Source organism: Kineococcus sp. DHX-1 (assembly GCF_042473625.1).
Taxonomy (GTDB): domain Bacteria; phylum Actinomycetota; class Actinomycetes; order Actinomycetales; family Kineococcaceae; genus Kineococcus.
Genome location: NZ_CP170445.1, coordinates 2060330 through 2079392, shown reverse-complemented (window position 1 = coordinate 2079392; position 19063 = coordinate 2060330). Strand labels below are relative to the sequence as shown.

18 protein-coding genes are annotated in these 19063 nt (G+C 74.0%); 8 read left to right on the top strand and 10 right to left on the bottom strand.

The genetic code is table 11. The annotated features are described in order from the left end of the window. Window positions 1-32: 32 nt before the first annotated feature. The 7 genes from prcA to ACFEMC_RS10005 form a co-directional block, all read right to left on the bottom strand. Entirely contained in the window at window positions 33-746 is a 714-nt protein-coding gene (gene prcA, locus ACFEMC_RS10035; RefSeq protein WP_367638844.1) for a proteasome subunit alpha, read from the bottom strand. A 3-nt stretch (window positions 747-749) separates the two neighbouring features. Then, a complete protein-coding gene (gene prcB, locus ACFEMC_RS10030; RefSeq protein WP_380175934.1) occupies window positions 750-1622 on the bottom strand; it encodes a proteasome subunit beta in 873 nt (290 codons plus the stop codon). A gap of 66 nt (window positions 1623-1688) precedes the next feature. After that, window positions 1689-1898, bottom strand: coding sequence for a ubiquitin-like protein Pup (locus ACFEMC_RS10025; protein ID WP_380175932.1), 210 nt, complete (start codon window positions 1896-1898; stop codon window positions 1689-1691). 104 nt (window positions 1899-2002) lie between these two features. Beyond that, complete coding sequence (gene dop / locus ACFEMC_RS10020) at window positions 2003-3577, bottom strand: depupylase/deamidase Dop (RefSeq protein ID WP_380175930.1); 1575 nt, start codon at window positions 3575-3577, stop codon at window positions 2003-2005. A gap of 34 nt (window positions 3578-3611) precedes the next feature. After that, window positions 3612-4808, bottom strand: a complete 1197-nt coding sequence (locus ACFEMC_RS10015; RefSeq protein ID WP_380175928.1) for an ABC transporter permease — start codon at window positions 4806-4808, stop codon at window positions 3612-3614. Beyond that, on the bottom strand, window positions 4805-5557 hold the full coding sequence (locus tag ACFEMC_RS10010) for an ABC transporter ATP-binding protein (RefSeq protein ID WP_380175926.1): 753 nt from the start codon (window positions 5555-5557) through the stop codon (window positions 4805-4807). Before ACFEMC_RS10010 ends, ACFEMC_RS10015 begins: the two co-directional genes overlap by 4 nt. Further along, window positions 5554-6981: an efflux RND transporter periplasmic adaptor subunit gene (locus tag ACFEMC_RS10005; RefSeq protein WP_380175924.1), complete on the bottom strand. Its 1428-nt coding sequence runs from the start codon at window positions 6979-6981 to the stop codon at window positions 5554-5556. The genes ACFEMC_RS10010 and ACFEMC_RS10005 overlap by 4 nt, the downstream gene beginning before the upstream one ends. A 126-nt stretch (window positions 6982-7107) precedes the next feature. On the opposite strand from ACFEMC_RS10005, the gene ACFEMC_RS10000 reads away from it, so the two are divergent. After that, on the top strand, window positions 7108-7644 hold the full coding sequence (locus ACFEMC_RS10000) for an NUDIX hydrolase (RefSeq protein WP_380175922.1): 537 nt from the start codon (window positions 7108-7110) through the stop codon (window positions 7642-7644). Between the two features lie 38 nt (window positions 7645-7682). Continuing rightward, the gene (locus tag ACFEMC_RS09995; RefSeq protein ID WP_380175920.1) at window positions 7683-8750 is read left to right on the top strand and encodes an acyltransferase family protein; all 1068 of its coding nucleotides are present in this window, start codon (window positions 7683-7685) and stop codon (window positions 8748-8750) included. Here ACFEMC_RS09995 and arc read toward each other — a convergent pair. Further along, window positions 8747-10432, bottom strand: coding sequence for a proteasome ATPase (gene arc, locus ACFEMC_RS09990; RefSeq protein WP_380175918.1), 1686 nt, complete (start codon window positions 10430-10432; stop codon window positions 8747-8749). The two genes, ACFEMC_RS09995 and arc, sit on opposite strands and share 4 nt — an antisense overlap. Before the next feature lie 239 nt (window positions 10433-10671). Here arc and ACFEMC_RS09985 point away from each other — a divergent pair, with 239 nt between their 5' ends. The 4 genes from ACFEMC_RS09985 to ACFEMC_RS09970 all read left to right on the top strand — a co-directional run bounded on the left by ACFEMC_RS09985 (window position 10672) and on the right by ACFEMC_RS09970 (window position 15014). Beyond that, window positions 10672-11934, top strand: coding sequence for a kynureninase (locus ACFEMC_RS09985; RefSeq protein WP_380176718.1), 1263 nt, complete (start codon window positions 10672-10674; stop codon window positions 11932-11934). After that, window positions 11931-12779, top strand: a complete 849-nt coding sequence (gene kynA, locus ACFEMC_RS09980) for a tryptophan 2,3-dioxygenase (RefSeq protein ID WP_380175916.1) — start codon at window positions 11931-11933, stop codon at window positions 12777-12779. The genes ACFEMC_RS09985 and kynA overlap by 4 nt, the downstream gene beginning before the upstream one ends. Next, on the top strand, window positions 12779-13903 hold the full coding sequence (locus ACFEMC_RS09975; RefSeq protein ID WP_380175914.1) for an alpha/beta hydrolase: 1125 nt from the start codon (window positions 12779-12781) through the stop codon (window positions 13901-13903). Before kynA ends, ACFEMC_RS09975 begins: the two co-directional genes overlap by 1 nt. Before the next feature lie 64 nt (window positions 13904-13967). Then, entirely contained in the window at window positions 13968-15014 is a 1047-nt protein-coding gene (locus ACFEMC_RS09970; RefSeq protein ID WP_380175912.1) for a YihY/virulence factor BrkB family protein, read from the top strand. On the opposite strand, the gene ACFEMC_RS09965 is transcribed toward ACFEMC_RS09970, so the two are convergent. Both ACFEMC_RS09965 and ACFEMC_RS09960 read right to left on the bottom strand, forming a co-directional pair. Further along, on the bottom strand, window positions 14925-15911 hold the full coding sequence (locus ACFEMC_RS09965; RefSeq protein WP_380175909.1) for a bile acid:sodium symporter family protein: 987 nt from the start codon (window positions 15909-15911) through the stop codon (window positions 14925-14927). The genes ACFEMC_RS09970 and ACFEMC_RS09965 overlap by 90 nt on opposite strands. Before the next feature lie 10 nt (window positions 15912-15921). Continuing rightward, the gene (locus tag ACFEMC_RS09960) at window positions 15922-17274 is read right to left on the bottom strand and encodes a M20/M25/M40 family metallo-hydrolase (protein WP_380175907.1); all 1353 of its coding nucleotides are present in this window, start codon (window positions 17272-17274) and stop codon (window positions 15922-15924) included. A gap of 53 nt (window positions 17275-17327) precedes the next feature. On the opposite strand from ACFEMC_RS09960, the gene ACFEMC_RS09955 reads away from it, so the two are divergent. Both ACFEMC_RS09955 and ACFEMC_RS09950 read left to right on the top strand, forming a co-directional pair. After that, complete coding sequence (locus ACFEMC_RS09955; RefSeq protein WP_380175905.1) at window positions 17328-18170, top strand: sulfurtransferase; 843 nt, start codon at window positions 17328-17330, stop codon at window positions 18168-18170. Continuing rightward, a complete protein-coding gene (locus ACFEMC_RS09950) occupies window positions 18167-19015 on the top strand; it encodes an aminoglycoside phosphotransferase family protein (protein WP_380175903.1) in 849 nt (282 codons plus the stop codon). The genes ACFEMC_RS09955 and ACFEMC_RS09950 overlap by 4 nt, the downstream gene beginning before the upstream one ends. Window positions 19016-19063: the final 48 nt, after the last annotated feature.

Genomic DNA, 19063 nt, shown 5'->3' with positions numbered 1-19063 from the left:
GCGGCGCAGCGAGACGCGCGAACTGGACTCCTCTAGCCGACGGGGGTGAGCAGCCCCGCCAGGACCGGTCCGGTGAGCCGGCGGAACGTCCGGCGCTCGCGGCTGCGGTCCAGGACGGCGACCTCGAGCTGGTCGGCGGCGATGGGCCGCGGCCCCTGGCCGGCGGCCTCGGCGGCCGCGTCCGAGCCCAGGGCCTCCACGGCCAGCTGCAGCGCCTGGGCCAGGGACAGCCCCGGTTCCCACCGCTCCCGCAGCTTGGCGGTGATCTGCTCGGCCGAACCGCCCATCGCGACGAACCCGTGCTCGTCGGCGACCGAGCCGTCGTAGGTGAGGCGGTAGACCTGGTCGGTCTCGGGGGTGCGGCCGACCTCGGCGACGACGATCTCGACCTCGTAGGGCTTGGACTCGGTGGTGAAGATGGCGCCGAGCGTCTGGGCGTAGGCGTTGGCCAGCCCCCGCGCGGTGACGTCGGAGCGGTCGTAGGAGTACCCGCGCACGTCGGCGTACCGGACGCCGGCCACCCGCAGGTTCTCGAACTCGTTGTACTTGCCGACGGCGGCGAAGGCGACGCGGTCGTAGATCTCGGAGATCTTGTGCAGTGCCCGGGAGGCGTTCTCGGAGGCGAAGACGATGCCGTCGGCGCAGGCGACGACGACGACGGCCCGTCCGCGCGCGATCCCCTTGCGCGCGTAGTCGGCCTTGTCCTTCATCAACTGCTCGGGCGAGACGTAGAAGGGGACGCTCATCGCTCAGGCCTCCTGTCCCGTGATGCCGGGGTTGCCCCCGGGGTTGCCCCGCCGGCCGGCCACGACGGCCTCGACGACGGGTTCGAGCTCGGCGTCGGGCACCTTGCGGAACCCGGCGGCCGTGACGACGCCGACGACCGGCCAGATCTTGCGCAGCAGGTCCGGGCCGCCGGTGGCGGAGTCGTCGTCGGCGGCGTCCCACAGGGCCTCCACGGCCACGCGGACGGTCTCGGCCTCGCTCATGCCCGGCCGGTACAGCTTCTTCAGCGCGCCGCGGGCGAAGATCGACCCGGACCCCACGGTGTGGTGGTCGCGCTCCTCGGAACGGCCGCCGGTCACGTCGTAGCCGACGATGCGGCCGCGGCCGGCGTCGAGGTCGTACCCGGCGAACAGCGGGACGACGGCCAGGCCCTGCATGGCCAGGCCGAGGTTGCCGCGGATCATGGTCGAGAGGCGGTTCGCCTTGCCCTCGAAGGACATCAGCGTCCCCTCGAGCTTCTCGAAGTGCTCCAGCTCGACCTGGAACAGCCGGATCATCTCCACGGCCAGCCCCGCGACGCCGGCGATCCCGGCGCAGGAGTGCTCGTCGGTCTGGAACACCTTGGTGATGTCGCGCTGGGCGATCATCGGGCCCGCGGTGGCGCGGCGGTCCCCGGCCATGACGACCCCGTCGGCGAAGACCAGCGCGACGATCGTGGTGGCGTGCGGGGCCTCCCCCGCTCCCGGGCCGCCGCCGGGCAGCGCACCGGCGGGCAGCACGCGGGCCGCGGGCAGGACGTCCGGCGAGTACTCGCGCACGAACTCGGTGAAGGACGACGACCCGGGCCGCAGGAACGCGGCCGGCAACCGTCCCGACTGGTCGCTGGAGTGGTTCACCCCAGCGACCCTACCCGCGCCCGGTGCGCCCCGCGGGGGCGCACCACGCGAGGGTCCGGCGGGGGCCTACTGGCCGCCCTTCTGCACGAAGCCGCGCACGAACTCCTCGGAGTTGGACTCCAGGACCTCGTCGATCTCGTCGAGCAGGGCGTCGACGTCGGCGTCGGTCTCGGAGCTCTTGGCGGACGTCTGGCCCGACCCCTGGGCGGGGACCGCGGGGACGTCCTCGTTCTCGTCCTCGCGCCGGCTCGGGCGCTGCTGCTCCTGTCCAGGCATGGCTGGCTCCCCCTGACGTGTCGGACCCCACCGGACCAGCCGGTCCGGTTCCTGTCCCGACACTAACCCCGCACCCGGTCCCGCGGCCCGATCTGCGCCGCACGTCACCCGGTGAGCGCCGCCACGAGGTCCTCGGCGGTCTCGCAGCGGTCCAGCAGCGCCCCGACGTGCTCGCGGGTCCCGCGCAGCGGTTCCAGGGTCGGGACCCGCTGCAGCGCGCCGCGGCCGGCGACGTCGAAGATCACCGAGTCCCAGCTCGCGGCGGCGACCCGGGCGCCGTACCGCGCCAGGCACTCCCCGCGGAAGTAGGCGCGGGTGTCCGTCGGGGGGTGGTCCACGGCGTGGCGGACCTCCTCCTCGCCCAGGAGCGTCTCGACCTGACCACGCTCGGCCAGCTTGCGGTGCAGGCCCTTCTCGGGACGCACGTCGGACCACTGCAGGTCCACGGCCTGCAGGCGGGCGTTGTCCCAGTCCAGCCCGTCGCGGGAGCGGTAGCCCTCCAGCAGGCGCATCTTGGCGATCCAGTCCACCTCGCGCGCCGCGGAGAACACGTCGGTCTCCAGCCGGCCCAGCACCTGCTCCCAGCGCGCGAGGACCTCGGCGGTGTCGGCGTCGACGTCCGCGCCGTAGCGGTCCTCGACGTAGGCCTTCGCGGCCTCCAGGTAGGCCCACTGCAGCTGCACGGCGCTCATCCGGCGACCGTCGCGCAGCCGGACGAGGTGGGTCAGGCCCGGGTCGTGGGACACCTCGTGCAGGGCGCGGACCGGTTCGGTCAGCGGCAGGTCCCCGGCCGGGCTGCGCTCCAGCCAGCCGTCCTCCAGCATCGCCAGGACCAGGGAGGTGGTGCCGACCTTCAGCAGCGTGGCGACCTCGCACATCGTGGCGTCGCCGACGATGACGTGCAGGCGCCGGTACTTCTCCACGGTCGCGTGCGGTTCGTCGCGGGTGTTGATGATGGGCCGCTTCATCGTCGTCTCCAGGCCGACCTCGACCTCGAAGAAGTCGGCGCGCTGGCTGATCTGGAACCCGGCCTCCCGGGAGTCCTGGCCCAGCCCGACACGGCCGGCGCCGGTGAAGACCTGCCGGGAGACGAAGAACGGCGTGAGGTGGCGCACGACGTCGCCGAACGGCGTCGCGCGGTTCATGAGGTAGTTCTCGTGGGTGCCGTAGGAGGCGCCCTTGCCGTCGGTGTTGTTCTTGTAGATCGTCACCGGCGTCAGCCCGGGCGTGGCCGCGACCCGGCGCAGCGACTCCAGCAGGATCAGCTCCCCCGCCCGGTCCCACCGCACCGCGTCGCGCGGGGTGAGGACCTCCGGGGAGGAGTACTCGGGGTGGGCGTGGTCGACGTAGAAGCGCGCCCCGTTGGTGAGGATGACGTTGGCCATCGTGGGGTCCTCGGTCTCCGCGCTCACCACGTCGGAGGCGTTGGGCGCCGCCCGGCGAGGGGCGTCGGTGAGCTGGGAGGGGTGGGCCCGGGCGCGGTCGACCTCGAAACCGCGCGCGTCCCGCAACGGGGCCTCGTCCTCGTAGTCCCAGCGCGGCCGCGACCGTCCACCCGCCGTCGCCGTGGCGTACGCGTTCACGACCTGCGCCGACAGCAGCATCGGGTTCGCCCCGGGATCGCCGGGGACCGAGATCCCGTACTCCGTCTCGATCCCCACCACGCGGCGCACCGTCATGCCGCGACCCTACGTGGGCCCCTCGCGCCGGGTCCTACTCGGTCCGCAGCGCCACCACCGGGTCCAGCCGCCCGGCGCGGCGCGCGGGGAACACGCCGAAGAAGATCCCGACCGCGGCGGAGACCACGAAGGCCACCACGGGGCTCCACCACTCGATGACGGCCGGCAGCGGGGAGAGCTCGTCGACCCCGACCGAGACGGCGACCCCGATGACGATGCCGATGACCCCGCCGACGCTCGTCAGCAGGACGGCCTCGACGAGGAACTGCACGAGGACGTCGCGCTGGCGGGCACCGAGGGCCTTGCGCAACCCGATCTCCCGCGTCCGCTCCCGGACCGAGACGAGCATGATGTTGGAGACCCCCACCCCGCCGACGAGCAGCGAGATGCCCGCGATGGCGGCGAGCACGGCCGTCAGCAACCCGAGGATCTGGCCGATGACGCCGAGGATCTGCGTCTGCGTCACCGCCGAGAACGTCTGGTCGGGGTACTGCGCCTTCATCGCCCGCCACAGCTCCTCGGACAGCTGCGGCACCTGCGAGGCCGACGGCGCCTTGACCGCGAACGCGTCGACGCGGTCCAGGGAGAACAGCCGCTGGGCCGTGGTGATGGGGATGTGGATCTCGTTGTCGAGGGAGACGCCGAAGCTCTCCCCCTGCTCGGCGAGCACGCCGATGACCTCGAAGCGCGTCCCGTTGACGGTCACCTGCCGCCCGACGGGGTCGAGGCCGGGGAACAGGTTCTTCGCGGCCTGCGCGCCCAGGACCGCGACCCGGCGGCGGGAGTCGACGTCGACGGAGGTGAAGTACTGCCCGTCGGCGACGGGCCGGGTCAGGACCTGCGGGAGGTTCTGGTCGGCGCCCTGGATGGTCGTGAACTGCTCGCGGGTGCCGGCCCGCACCTGCGCCCCCGTCGTCACGCGGGCCGTGACGGCGCGCGGGTCGCCGACGACGTCGGCCAGCACCTGCCCGTCCTTGATCTGCATCGTCGACGTCGCGGCGGCGTTGTTGCCCAGGTTGTTCGTGTCGAACTGCCCGGGCACGACGAGGATGAGGTTGGAGCCCAGGCCCTCGACCTGCGACTCGATCTGCTGCCGCGCCCCGGACCCGATCGAGACGACGACGATGACGGCGGCGATCCCGATGATGATGCCGAGCATCGTCAGCAGGCTGCGCACCCGGTTGCCGCGCAACGCGTCCAGCGCGACGCGGAACGCCTCCCAGCCCTTCACGCCTCCCCCACCGCACCGACCGAGGAGTCGTGCTCGACGAGGCCGTCGCGGACCCGGACCTGCCGGCGCGCGCGGCCGGCCACCTCGTCGTCGTGGGTGACCAGCACGACGGCGACGCCGCGCTCGGAGTTCAGCTCCTCCAGGATCCGCATGACCTCGGCGCCGTTGCGGGAGTCCAGGTTTCCCGTCGGCTCGTCGGCCAGCAGGATGCGCGGTTCGCCCACGAGGGCGCGGGCGATGGCGACGCGCTGCTGCTCACCGCCGGACATCTGGGTGGGCCGGTGGGTGAGGCGGTGCCCGAGGTTCACCGACTGCAGCGCCGCCGCGGCGCGCTCCTTGCGCTCGGGCGCCTTGACCCCGCGGTACAGCAGCGGCAGGCCGACGTTGTCGAGCGCGCTGGAACGCGGCAGCAGCTGGAACGCCTGGAACACGAACCCGATCTCCCGGTTGCGCAGCTCGGCCAGCTCGGCGTCGGACAGCTCGGCGACGGTGCGCCCGCCCACGCGCAGCACGCCCGAGGTGGGGCGGTCCAGGCAGCCGAGCAGGTGCATGAGCGTGGACTTGCCGGACCCGCTGGGCCCGATGATGGCGGCGTACTCCCCCTCTGCCACGGTGAAGCTGACCCCGCGCAGCGCGTCGACGGTGGTGTCACCGAACCGGTAGGAGCGGGTGACGTCGACGGCCTCGATGGCGGCGGCGGCCGTGGCGGCCCCGGCCGGTCCGGTCCGGTCGGTGGTGCCGTGGGTCACGAGACCTGCTGCCCGGGGGTGACGTCGGCGGCCCCGTCGGTGACGACCCGCTCGCCCTGCCGCAGCCCCTCGCTGATCTCCACGTCGGCGTCGCCGCGCACGCCGACCGTCACGTCGCGCCGCTCGGCCTTGCCGCCGCTGACGACCCAGACGCTGTCGGAGTCCTTGGACCCGTGCGGGGACCCGGCGCGCAGGATCGCCGAGGCGGGGACCTCGACCACCCCGGTCACGCTCTTCACGACGAGGGACACCGTCGCGCTCATCCCCGGCAGCGGCGTGGCCGCCGGGGCGCCGTCGGGTCCGGTGCCGCCGTCGTAGCTGAGCCGCACCGTGTACGTCACCGATCCGCCGCTGCCGCTCTTGGCCGTGGGGTCGACGCTCGTGACGGTGCCGTGGTACTCCGCGCCGTCGACGGCGTCCACCGCCACCTGCGCCTTCACCCCCGGGGTCACCAGGAGCACGTCGGTCTCGTCGACGTCGGCGGTCAGGCTCAACGTCGAGGCGTCGATGACCGTGACGAGGGTCGACCCCTGCGAGACCGCCGCCCCCTGGGTCAGGACGGGCGCCCCGGCAGCGGAGGTGTCCGCGCCCGCGCCGGCGCCCGAGGGCAGCGACAGACCGCTGCCGGCGAGCAGCTGCTCGGCCCCGGCGGGCAGGGACGAGCCGCCACCACCGCCGGAGGCGCCGAGGGAGACCCGCCCGGAGATGGGTGCCGTGACGGTGAGGGCGTCGACCGTGGCCTGCGCGGCCGCGACGGCCGCGCGCGTCTGCACCCGCTGGGCCGAGCCCAGGGAGGCCACCGCGGTGTCGAGGTTGCCCAGGCCCGCGTTGACCTGGTCGACGAGCGCCTGCGTCTGGGACGCCAGCAGCTGGTACTGCGTGCGGGAGGACTGCACCGCCGCCAGCGCCGCGGCCTGGGCCGCCGGGTCCGCGATCGTGCGCGCCTGCGCCTCGGCGTCGGCGAACCGGGCCTCGGCGTCGCGCTGGGCCGAGCGCTGGGCCGCCGACAGCTGCGACGGCGTCATCGCCGACCCCGACCCCGAACCCGACCCGCTCCGGGCCGCCTCGGCGTCGGCGGACTTCGCCTGCTCCAGCGCCTGCTCGGCCGACGGGGAGTCGATCGTCATGAGCACCTGGCCGGCCTGCACCTCCTGGCCGTCGGTCACCGCCAGCGTCGCGACCGACCCGGCCGCGGGGGCGGTCAGCACCGAGGACGCCCGCGGCTGGACCTGCCCGGCGGCGTCGACGACCTGCTGGACGTCGCCGCGGGTCGCCTCGCCGGTGCCGATCTTCGTGGCGTCGTCCCCCGAGCTGCACCCGGCCACGACGAGCGCGGCGACCGTCCCGACGGCGGCGACGGACAGGACCCGGGCCGCGGGGCGGGCGGGGCCACGGGCGGTTCGGGGACGGGTGAGGGCTCGCACGCGGTCACACTAAGCCGTGCTCCGGCCCGGGGAGTCCCCCTCAGGGCCCAGGTGCGAGGCACCCCACGTCCACCCTGCGTCGCACCGGCACCGCGACCTCCGACGCACCGTCGTACTCTCGTCACGGTGAGCGAGATCGTCGACCTCTACGACCCCTCCGACGCCACCGGACGCGTCACCGGGACCGCCCCGCGGACCGAGGTCCGCGCCCGCAACCTCCCCCACGCCGCGACCGGGGTGCTCCTGCGCCACCCCGACGGTCGCGTCCTGGTGCACCGCCGCACCGAGACCAAGGACGTCAACCCCGGCGCCCACGACTGCTTCGCCGGAGGCGTCGTCGACGCCGGCGAGGCGCCCCCGGAGGCGGCCCGCCGCGAACTGCGCGAGGAGCTCGGTCTGGACCTCCCCCTGACCCCCGTCCTGACCCGCTGGTACCGCGACGAGGCCACCCACTACCTCGCGTTCGTCTACGAGGCCCGCTGGGACGGCACCCCGCTCACCCTGCAGCCCAGCGAGGTCACCGACGCGTGGTGGGAGGATCCGGCCACCCTGCGTCGACTTCTGGACGACCCCGCGTGGCCGTTCGTGCCCGACACCCGGCAGCTCTTGGACCACTGGCCGCGGTGGTGGCAGGATCCGGCCCGCCCTGTGACCGCACCGTGATCCCGCTGTGGGGTCGCGAGCCACCGTGACGGAGACCCGTGACCCCGAGCCCCCGCCCGACCACACCCGTGACCGCTCGTCTGGACTGGGTCGACACCGCCCGCGGCGCCGCCATCGTCCTCGTCGTCACCCACCACGCCGTCCTCTTCGCCACGGCCGAGGGCCTGGGCCACCCCGCGTGGACCGCGCTCAACGAGACCCTGCGCCTGCTGCGGATGCCGCTGTTCTTCTTCCTCTCCGGCCTCCTGGCCGTCCGCGCCGTCCAGCGGCCCTGGCCGGACCTGCTCCGCCGCCGGGTGGGCAACGACCTGTGGGTCTACCTGCTGTGGGCCACCGCCGCCTTCCTCGCCTTCACCGCACTGCCCTACGCCCGCGACGACCTGCCCACCGGCGTCCGCGGCTGGCTCGACGACACCGTCCTGCTGCCCGGCAACGGCGCCTGGTACCTGCTCGCCCTCGCCCTGTACCTCCCCGCCGGACGGCTGCTGCGGGCCGTCCCCACCGCCGTCCTGCTGCCCGCCGCCGCGGTCCTCGCCGCCGTCTTCGGACCGGGCCAGCTCGTCCGCCACTCCTTCGTCTGGAGCGACGTCTTCACGCTCTTCATCTTCTTCGCGGCCGGGCTGCGACTGCGCGACCTCGCCCTGCGTTCCAGCGCGAGCGTTCCCGGCCCGACCCTGGTCGCCGTGGGCGCGGGCGCCACCGGGGCCCTCGCGCTCGCCGTCACCGGGCTCGGCCTCACCCAGGTCCCCGGCGTCCGCCTCCTGGTCGGCGCCGCGGCCGTCGTCGCCGGCTGCGCCGTCGCCGTCCGGCTGGCCCCCACCCGCACCGGTCGCGCCCTGGCCGACGTCGGCCGCCGCACGCTGCCCGTCTACGTCACCCACGAGATCGTCCTGGGCGTCCTCGTCCTGGCCCTCGCCCCCGCCGCCGGCACCGCCCTGGCCGCCCCGCTGTCGCTGGTCGCCCCCGTGCTGCTCGTCGCCGCGGCGCTCGCGGTCTGCCTGCCCCTGCGGACGCCGCTGACCCGGGTGCCGTGGCTCCTGCACGCGCCGTGGGCCGCACCCCGGCAACCCCGGGTGCGGCCCACGGCGGAACGGGTGGGCGTCTAGAGGTACTGCCCCGTGTTGGCGACCGTGTCGATCGACCGGCCCGCCTCGGTGCCCTTCTTGCCCTGCATGAGGGTGCGGATGAAGACGATCCGCTCCCCCTTCTTGCCGGAGATGCGCGCCCAGTCGTCCGGGTTCGTCGTGTTCGGCAGGTCCTCGTTCTCCTTGAACTCGTCGATGCACGCGCTCATGAAGTGCTCGACCCGCAGGCCCCGCTGCTGGGAGGTCAGCAGGTCCTTGATGGCCATCTTCTTCGCGCGGTCGACGATGTTCTGGATCATCGCGCCGGAGTTGAAGTCCTTGAAGTAGAGGACCTCCTTGTCACCGCCGGCGTAGGTCACCTCGAGGAACTCGTTCTCCGGGGTGTCGGTGTACATGCGCTCCACCGTCGCCTGGATCATCGCGTCCACCGTCGCCTGCGCGTCCCCGCCGTTCACCGCGAGGTCGTCGGCGTGCAGCGGCAGGTCCGGCGTCAGGTACTTGGAGAAGATCTGCCCGGCGCTCTCGGCGTCCGGACGCTCGATCTTGATCTTCACGTCCAGGCGCCCGGGCCGCAGGATCGCGGGGTCGATCATGTCCTCGCGGTTCGAGGCCCCGATGACGATGACGTTCTCCAGCCGCTCCACGCCGTCCAGCTCCGAGAGGAGCTGCGGCACGATCGTCGTCTCGACGTCCGAGGAGACCCCCGACCCGCGGGTGCGGAAGAGCGACTCCATCTCGTCGAAGAAGACGACGACGGGCGTGCCGCCGCTGGCCTTCTCCCGCGCCCGGGCGAAGATCAGCCGGATGTGCCGCTCGGTCTCCCCGACGTACTTGTTGAGCAGCTCCGGGCCCTTGATGTTGAGGAAGTACGCGTTGGCGTGCGTCTGCCCGCGCAGCTCGGCGGCCTTCTTCGCCAGCGAGTTCGCCACCGCCTTGGCGATGAGCGTCTTCCCGCAGCCGGGCGGGCCGTACAGCAGGATCCCCTTCGGGGGCCGCAACCCGTGCTCGCGGAACAGGTCCGCGTGCAGGAACGGCAGCTCGACCGCGTCGCGGATGGCCTCGATCTGCGGGCCCAGACCACCGATGTCCTCGTAGTCGATGTCCGGCACCTCCTCCAGGACCAGCTCCTCGACCTCGGCCTTGGGGATGCGCTCGAAGGCGAACCCCGACCGGGTGTCGATGGTCAGGGAGTCCCCGACCCGCAGCGGCCCGTCCAGCAACGGGCCCGCCAGCCGCACCACGCGCTCCTCGTCGGCGCGGGCCAGCACGAGCGCCCGCCCGTCCGCGAGGACCTCCTTGACCGACGCCAGCTCCCCCGTGCGCTCGTAGTCGAACGCGGCGACGACGTTCATCGCCTCGTTGACCATCACGTCCTGACCGGGCTGCAGCGAGTCCAGGTCGACGGCGGGGCTGACCGCCACGCGCATCCGCCGGCCGGCCGACATGATGTCCGCCGTCCCGTCCTCGCCACCGACCTGCAGGAAGGTGGCGAACTGGGCCGGCGGCTGGCCGAGCCGGTCGACCTCGGACTTCAGCGCGACGATCTGGTCGCGGGCCTCGCGCAACGTGGAGGCCAGCCGGTCGTTCTTTTCGCTGACCTGGGCGAGTCGGGTCCGGGCCGCTCCGAGCTGTTCCTCGAGGGCAGCGAGGTGGCGGGCGTCCCGCTCACCGCCACCGCCGAAGCGGCGTGTGGGCTCCGTCATGGCGCATCTCCCGTCCTGGGTGGTGCATTCGACCCTAACCCGCACGCCGCCGATCGCGCGGCGGTACCGGGTCGGCGCGTCACGCCCGGTGGTCCCGTGCAGCAGAACGTGACCTCCCCGCAACGTGCCGGACACGTCCCCCGCCCACAGGGCCCGTCGGGGACACTGGTCGCGCACCACCCGCCGCGTCGACCTGGAGGACAACCGTGACCGCGACCGAGCAGGAGCTGACGGGGGACCTGGCGGACTGGGCCGCCCGCGCCGCCGCCCTCGACGCCGCCGACCCCCTCGCCGCCCACCGCGACGAGTTCCTCCTCGACGCCGCCCCCGCCGTCTCCGCCTACCTCGACGGCAACTCCCTCGGCCGCCCCCTCAAGGCCACCGCCGACGCCGTCGACCGCTTCGTCCACCACGAGTGGGGCGGCCGGCTCATCCAGGGCTGGAGCGGCGACACCCACGTCCCCGACGGCGGCTGGATGGACTGGCCGGTCGACCTCGGCGACCGCGTCGGCCGCGCCGCCCTCGGCGCCGCCGCCGGGCAGACCGTCGTCGCCGACTCCACCACCGTCCTCTTCTACAAGCTCGTCCGGGCCGCCGTGGACCACGGCCTGCGCGAAGGGCGCGACGAGGTCGTCTGCGACACCGACAACTTCCCCACCGACCGCTTCGTCCTCGAGGGCGTCGCCGCCGAACGCGGCCTCACCCTGCGCTGGATCGAGACCGACCCCGCCGCCGGCATCACCCTCGACCAGGTCCGCGCCGCCGTCGGACCCCGCACGGCGCTCGCGACCTTCAGCCACGTCGCCTACCGCTCCGGCCACCTCGCCGACGCCGAGGGGATCACGCGCGCCGTCCACGACGCCGGCGCCCTCGTCCTGTGGGACCTGTCCCACTCCGTCGGGTCCGTCCCGCTGGAGCTGGACGCCTGGGGCATCGACCTGGCCGTCGGCTGCACGTACAAGTACCTCAACGGCGGCCCCGGCGCCCCCGCCTTCGCCTACCTCGCCCGACGCCACCAGGGCGTGCTGCACCAACCCGTCCAGGGCTGGATGGGGCACGCCGACCCGTTCGCCATGGGCCAGGGCTACCAGCCCGGACCCGGCGTCCGGCAGCTCGTCTCCGGCACCCCGCCCATCCTGGGGATGGTCCCGGTGCGCGCCGGCGTCGACCAGCTCGAACGGGCCGGCATCCACGCCGTCCGCGAGAAGTCGCTGCTGCTCACCGGTTTCGCCGTCGAGCTCGCCGACGCCCTCCTCGCCCCGCACGGGGTCGAGGTCGTCACCCCCCGGGACCCGGCCACCCGCGGCGGGCACGTCACCGTCCGCTCCGGCAGCAGCGGCGCCGACTTCCGCGACGTCACGCGGCGGCTGTGGGCCGACGGCGTCGTCCCCGACTTCCGCACCCCCGACGGCATCCGCCTCGGCCTGGCCCCCCTGTCGACCAGCTTCGGCGAGGTCCTCGACGGGGTCGTCGCCCTCGAACGCCTGGTCCGGTCCGCATGAGCGAGAACACCCGCGCCGTCGAGTCGGGCGTCGTCACCGACTTCACCCGGGACATGTCCTACGGCGAGTACCTCCACCTCGACGAACTCCTCCGCGCGCAGCACCCGCTGTCCGTCCCCGAGCACCACGACGAGCTGCTCTTCATCGTCCAGCACCAGACGTCCGAGCTGTGGCTCAAGCTCGTGCTGCACGAACTGCGCTCCGCCGTCCGCGCCATCGGCGCCGACGACCTCAAGACCGCCCTGAAGAACATCGCCCGCGTCAAGCACATCCAGCGCACCCTCACCGAGCAGTGGTCCGTCCTGGCCACCCTCACCCCCACCGAGTACGCCCAGTTCCGCGGGTTCCTCGCGAACTCCTCGGGATTCCAGTCCCACCAGTACCGCGCCGTGGAGTTCGTGCTGGGCAACAAGAACGCCGCCATGCTCGACGTCTTCGCGCACGACGCGGCCCGGCACGCCGAACTCGCCGAGCTGCTGCACGCCCCCAGCCTGTACGACGAGTTCCTGCGGTTCCTCGCCCGCCGCGGGCACGCCGTCCCCGCCGCCCTGCTCGAGCGCGACGTCACCCGCGCCCACGTCATGGCCCCCGACCTCGTCCCCGTGTTCCGGCGGATCTACGAGCAGGCCGAGGAGTTCTGGACCGAGTACGAGGCCTGCGAGGAGCTCGTCGACCTCGAGGAGAACTTCCAGCTCTGGCGGTTCCGCCACCTCAAGACCGTCGAGCGCACCATCGGCTTCAAGCGCGGCACCGGCGGCTCCTCGGGAGTCGACTTCCTCGCGCGCGCCCTCGACCTCACCTTCTTCCCCGAGCTCTACGCCGTCCGCACCGAGATCGGGTCCTGATGGCTGCTCCCCTGCCCGGCCTCGTGGCGGTCGCCGCGCCCGGCGTCCTGGCCGGTTCCCGGACCGCCCGCGAGGTCTTCGACGCCGCCCTGCGGGCCCGCGGCCTGCGCGGCTCCCTCGTCCTGACCACCGACGCCGAGGAGTTCCGGGCCGCCCTGGCCACCGCCGCCACCACCGGGGAGTTCCTCCTCGTCACCGGCGACGACACCCCCGCCGACGAGCTGCTGGGAGACCTCGAGACGTCCGTCGTGCGGGTGGACGTCGACGCCCGCGACGTCGACCCCTCCCACCGTGTCCGCCGCCACGTCCGCTGGCGCGGCACCGCCGGACTCCGGTTCGCGGTCGACGACTGGTTCTTCGAACGGACCGCCCCCGCCACCCGGGTCGCGTACGGGGACGACCCCGACCAGTACGCGCACCTGCGCCTGCCCGACCCCGCCGTCCACGGCCCCGGACCGCACCCCGTCGCCGTCCTCGTCCACGGCGGCTACTGGCGCTCGCGCTGGGAGAACGACACCCTGCACGCCGCCGCCGCCGACCTCACCGCCCGCGGCTACGCCACCTGGAACCTCGAGTACCGCCGCCCCGACCGGCACGGCTGGGACGCCACCACCGCCGACGTCGCGACCGGGTACGCGGCGCTCGCGGACGTCGACGGCCCGCTGGACCTCTCCCGGGTCGTCACGCTGGGGCACTCCGCGGGCGGCCAGCTCGTCGGCCGGCTCACGGCCGACCTGCCGGTGGGCGCGAAGCCCGCCCTGACGGTGTCGCTCGCCGGCTGCCTGGACCTGCGCTCGATCCACGCGCGGGCCCTGTCTGAGCACGCGGTGGCCGGGGCGCTGGGCGGGACGCCCGAGGAGCTGCCCGCCGTCTACGCGGCGTCCTCGCCGCTGGCCCGACTGCCCATCGGGGCCCCCGTGGCGGTCGTCTGCTGCCGCGGCGACGATCCGGACCTCCTCGACGCCTCGCGCCGGTTCGCCGACGCCGCCCGGGCGGCGGGGGACGAGGTGCACGTCGTGGAGGAGGACGGCGACCACTTCTCGGTCGTCGACCCGGGCAGCGCGGTGTGGGCCCGGGTCGTCGAGGTGCTGGCCGAGGTGCTGGTGGACGAGGTGCGCGGCTGAGGGGTCCCCCGTACCCTCGTCCCGCACGGTCGGGCGCTGGGCTGCGGAAGGCGGGAACAGGTCGATGTCGTCGGTCTCGAGGATCGACGGGTTCCAGCGTCGGCACCCCGTCGTCGGCTACCCCCTGGCGGTCGTCTACAAGTTCTTCGAGGACCAGGGCGCCTACCTCGCCGTCATCATCACCTACTACGGGCTGCTGAGCCTGGTGCCGCTGCTCCTGCTGCTGTCGACCATCCTGGGGTTCGTCCTGTCGGGGAACCCGCGGGCCCAGGAGGAGATCGTCAACTCGGCCGTCGCGCAGATCCCCGTCATCGGCCAGGAGATCGGTGACCCCGGGGCCGTGGGAGGTGGCGGGGTCGGCCTGGCCATCGGCGTCGTGGGTGCGCTCTACGGTTCCCTGGGGGTCGGGCTCGCGGTGCAGAACGCCGTGAACACGGCCTGGGGCATCCCCCGCAACGAACGCCCGAACCCGTTCAAGGCCCGCCTGCGCAGCCTCCTGCTCATGGTGACGGCGGGGTTGTTCGTCGTGGGGACGACCGTGCTGAACGTCGTCCTCGGCGACGTCGTGGGGGACGCGGGATTCCTCTCCGACGCCGCCAGCCGGGTCGGGTACACGGTCCTGGCGGGGATCGGGTTCACCATGGCGTTCTGGCTCGCCGCGGCGCACCGGCCGCCCTTCCGCACGATCCTCCCGGGCGCTCTGGCCATGGCGGTCCTGTGGCAGTTGCTGCAGTACTTCGGGCGCGGCCTGGTGGCGCTCGTCGCCGAGCGGAGCAGCGTCTCGAACCAGGTGTTCACCGCCCTGCTGGGCGTCATCGCGTTCCTCTTCGTCACGTCCGTCTGCGTCGTCCTGTGTGTGGAGGTGGACGTCGTCCGGAGCCGCAAGCTGTACCCGCGGGCGCTGCTCACCCCCTTCACCGACGCCGTCGAACTCACCGCCGGCGACCAGCGCGCCTACACCCGCATCGCCAAGGCCCAGCGGCACAAGGGGTTCGAGAAGGTCCACGTCGAGTTCGGGGAGTCACCCCTGGAGCAGCGGCGTGCGGCCGAGGCGGCCGGCGAGGAACGAGCAGACGGTGATCTGGAGCGGGTGGTAGAGGATGACCGGTAGGGCCACCAGACCCACCACGTGAGGGTCGAACAGCACCGTCGCCATCGGCAACCCCGTCGCCAGCGACTTGTTCGACCCGCAGAACGCGATCGTCACCCGGTCTCCGCGGTTCGCCCGCCACAACCGCGGTGCCCACCAGGCCACGGCGAGGACGGCGGCCAGGAACGCGGCCGCGCACAGCAGGACGACGACGACCTCGGCGACCGTGACCTCCTGCCAGACCCCCTGCCGGACCCCGCGACTGAACGCGGCGTAGACGACGGCGACGATGACGCCGCGGTCCAGCAGCGTCAGCCGGCGCTTGTGGGCGCGCACCCACTCCCCGATCCAGCGGCCCGCCACGAGGCCGGCGAGGAACGGCACGAGCAGCTGCAGCAGGATCCGGCCCACCGCCCCCGCGTCCGGGCCGGCGCCGCTGGACCCCAGCAGCAGCGCCGCCAGGAGCGGGGTGAGCCCGATCCCGGCGAGGTTGGAGACGGTGGCGCTGACGACGGCTCCGGGCACGTTCCCGTGAGCCATGGCCGTGAACACGACGCACGACTGCACCGTCGACGGCAACGCCGAGAGGAACAGCAACCCGGCCACGAGACCGTCGTCGAGCAACCCGCCGACCACGAAGGCCATGAGCAGCCCGAGCAGCGGGAACAGCAGGAACGTCGTCGCGCCGACCGCCCCCTGCAACCGCCAGTTCCGCAGGCCGGCGACGGCCTCGGCCGGGGCCATGCGGGCGCCGTAGACGAAGAACAGGACGCCCACGCCGATCGTCGTGCCCCACGAGAACCCGGTGGCGACGGCGCCGCCGGCCGGGAGCAGGGCGGCGACGAGGACCGCGGTGAGGATGGCGACGACGAACGGTTCGACGCGTCGCAGGACGGGGACCTCGGACCAGCGGCGCACGCGCGGAACCCTACTGCCGGGGACCGGAGTCGTTGCCCAGGGCCGCGAACAGGGCCAGCACCGTGCGCAGGCCGTCCCGGGCGACCTCGACCGGCAGGTGCTCGTCGGCCGCGTGCTGCCCGCAGCCCGGGTAGGAGTGCGGGACCCACAGCGTCGGCAGGCCCAGGACGTCGGTGAAGACGCCGTTGGGCAGGGTGCCGCCGAGGCTCGGGAGGACGACGAGCCGCCCGTCGGTGGCCGGTTCCAGGACCGACCGCGCCCACCGCACCCAGGGGTCCGGCAGCGGCGTGCGGCTGGCCGGTTCGCCGTGCGCGCTGACCCCCACCTCGGCGAACCCGCGCTCCTCGAGGTGCTCGCGCAGGACCTCCTCGAGACGACTGACGTCGGTCCCCGCGACGTACCGGAACTGCAGGACGGCCCGGGCCCGGCCGGGGATCGCGCCCACGGGGTGGTCGACGTCGCCGGCTCCCAGGGCCAGGACCTCGAGGGTGTTCCCGGCGTGGAGGCGTTCGGCAGGAGTGCGGTCCGGATCGCCCCAGCCCGGGGAGACCTCGGGTGCGGGAACCGCCTGCAGCGCGGCGCGGACCTCGTCGTCGACCGGCGGCGCCTGCAGCGCGGGCACCTGCAGACGCCCGTGGCCGTCGACGAGGGAGGCCACGGCCCCGGCGAGCGTCGTCGCCGGGTTGCGCAGGACCCCGCCCCAGTTGCCGGCGTGCCGCGCGTCCGGGCGCAGGTCGACGTCGAGGTGCACCTGAGCGGCCGCGCGGGTGCCGAGGAACAGGGTCGGCCGGTCCGCGGCCACCCGCGGGCCGTCGGAGGCGACGAGCACGTCGGCCCGCAGGTCCTCGCGGTGCGCGGCCGCGAACTCCGCGAGGCCGGGCGAGCCGACCTCCCCGGCGGACTCGACGAGCACGGTGACGTTGAACCCCAGCCGGCCGCGGTGGGCCAGCAGGAGCCGCAACGCGGCCAGGTTCAGCAGGTGCTGCCCCTTGTTGTCCGCACTGCCCCGGCCGTACCAGCGCTCCCCCTCCCGCGTCAGCACCCACGGGTCGAGGTCGGCGCGCCACGGGATCGAGACGTCCACGACGTCGGCGTGGCCGTAGAGCAGGACCGTCGGCAGGTCCGGGTCCTCCCGGCGGGTGGCGAGGAGGAACGGCGCCGGGGCGTCGTCGTGCGCCGTCACCGCGAAGCCGCTGTCCCGCAGCGTCGGTGCGAGCTGGCCGGTCAGGTAGGCGAGGACGTGCGGTCGGCCGGACGGGTCGCTGCTCACCGTGCGGTGGGCCACCGCACGGGCCAGTTCGGCCGCGAACTCCCCTCCGGTGACGTAGGTGTCGGCGGCCTGGCGCAGGTCCTCGGGGAGCACTCGGGCAGGCTACGGGCCTCTGCCGGCGGGCAGGCGTGCGGCACAGTGGCGCCATGACCGGTCCGCTCATCGACGTCCACGCGCTGCGGCACGAACTCTCCGGCGACGACCCGCCCGTCCTGCTCGACGTGCGCTGGGCGCTCGGCGGCCCCGACGGCGCCGCGGAGTACGCCGCCGGCCACGTGCCCGGCGCCGTCTACGTCGACCTCGACACGCAGCTGTCGCGTCCCCGCCGCGCCGGCGAGGGACGGCACCCGCTGCCCGATCCGGTCGCGTTGCAGGAGGTGCTGCGGGACGCCGGGGTTCGCACCGGTTCCCGGGTGGTCGTCTACGACGCCGCCGCGTCGACGAGCGCGGCCCGGGGGTGGTGGGTCCTGCGCTGGGCGGGGCTGCAGGACGTGCGGGTGCTCGACGGCGGGCTGGCCGCGTGGACGGCCGCCGGGTTCGACGTGAGCACGGACGTCCCGCTGCCCGACCCCGGCGACGTCGAGGTGGCCCCGGGCGCGCTGCCGGTCCTGGACGCCGCCGAGGTCGCCGACCTGGCGCGCTCCGGCCTGGTGCTCGACGCCCGGGCGACCGAGCGCTACCGCGGTGACGTCGAACCCGTGGACCCCGTGGCCGGGCACGTCCCCGGCGCGGTGAACTCCCCCACGACGGCGAACGTCTCGGCGGACGGGACGTTCCTGCCCGCGGACGACCTGCGCGCCCGGTTCGCGGCCGTGGGCGTCGGGTCCGGCGCTCCCGTCGGCGTGTACTGCGGTTCCGGGGTGACCGCGGCGCACACGCTCCTCGCGCTGGAGGTCGCCGGGTACACCGCGACCCTGTACCCGGGGTCGTGGTCGGAGTGGGTGGCCGATCCCGCCCGGCCGGTCGCGACGGGCGCCGACCCGGGGTGATCGTCGAGCGCGTCGCCGACGGCGTCTCGACCGTCGTCCACCGCGTCCGGACCGGGGGGCGGACCTGGTACCTGCGGTTCGGCGAGGAACCCGAGGACGATCTCTGGACCGACGCGGAACTCCACGCGCGCCTGCTCGCGGCTGGAGTTCCGGTCCCGCGGTTCGTCGCCGTCGCGTGGGTGCCGGACGCGGACCGGTGGGCGGGCCTGACCACCGAGGTGCCCGGCGGACCGCTCACGGACGTGCGGCACGCCCCCGCGGTGCTCGAGGCGGCGGGGCGGCACCTGCGGACGGTGAACTCGTTCCCGGTCGACGGTTTCGGGTTCGTCCGGCGGAGGGGTCCCGGCTGGCCCCTGCGGGGTGAGTTCGCCACGCACGAGCAGTTCGTGCGGTCGCACCTGCCGGATCCGTGGCCGGGGCGGTTGGGCCCGCTCTTCACCGCGGACGAGCTGGACCGGTGCGCGGGGTTCGTCGCGGAGCAGGTGGCCCTGGACGTTGCGCCGACCCTGGTGCACGGGGACTTCGACGTGACCCCCGTGTTCTGCGTGGGACCGGGTTTCACCGGGTTCATCGACTTCGGTGAGGCCCGCGGTGCCGAACCCTGGTTCGACCTCGCGCACTTCCTGCTGCACGACGGCGAAACCCTGCCGGCGGGGTTGTTGCCGCACCTGCTGCGCGGGTACGGACCAACCGTCGATCTGGGAACGCTGCGGCGGAGTGCGTTGCTGCTGGGGCTGCGGCAACTGTGCCGGTGGCTCGGGCCGCTGCGCAACCTGCCCGACGACCACCCGCAGGTGCGACACCGGGTGGCGCGTCTGCAGGAATTGCTGGGCGACGCAGGGTGACGTCCGGCGAACCTGTGGACGACGTGGTCCGTCGCGTCGGGGGCGGCT

What these genes read in the sequence shown, in the direction of transcription:
- prcA (WP_367638844.1), bottom strand. Translation starts at nt 746, where the DNA reads ATGAGCGTCCCCTTCTACGTCTCGCCCGAGCAGTTGATGAAGGACAAG.
- ACFEMC_RS10025 (WP_380175932.1), bottom strand. Translation starts at nt 1,898, where the DNA reads ATGCCTGGACAGGAGCAGCAGCGCCCGAGCCGGCGCGAGGACGAGAAC.
- dop (WP_380175930.1), bottom strand. Translation starts at nt 3,577, where the DNA reads ATGACGGTGCGCCGCGTGGTGGGGATCGAGACGGAGTACGGGATCTCG.
- arc (WP_380175918.1), bottom strand. Translation starts at nt 10,432, where the DNA reads ATGACGGAGCCCACACGCCGCTTCGGCGGTGGCGGTGAGCGGGACGCC.
- kynA (WP_380175916.1), top strand. Translation starts at nt 11,931, where the DNA reads ATGAGCGAGAACACCCGCGCCGTCGAGTCGGGCGTCGTCACCGACTTC.
- ACFEMC_RS09975 (WP_380175914.1), top strand. Translation starts at nt 12,779, where the DNA reads ATGGCTGCTCCCCTGCCCGGCCTCGTGGCGGTCGCCGCGCCCGGCGTC.
- ACFEMC_RS09970 (WP_380175912.1), top strand. Translation starts at nt 13,968, where the DNA reads ATGTCGTCGGTCTCGAGGATCGACGGGTTCCAGCGTCGGCACCCCGTC.
- ACFEMC_RS09955 (WP_380175905.1), top strand. Translation starts at nt 17,328, where the DNA reads ATGACCGGTCCGCTCATCGACGTCCACGCGCTGCGGCACGAACTCTCC.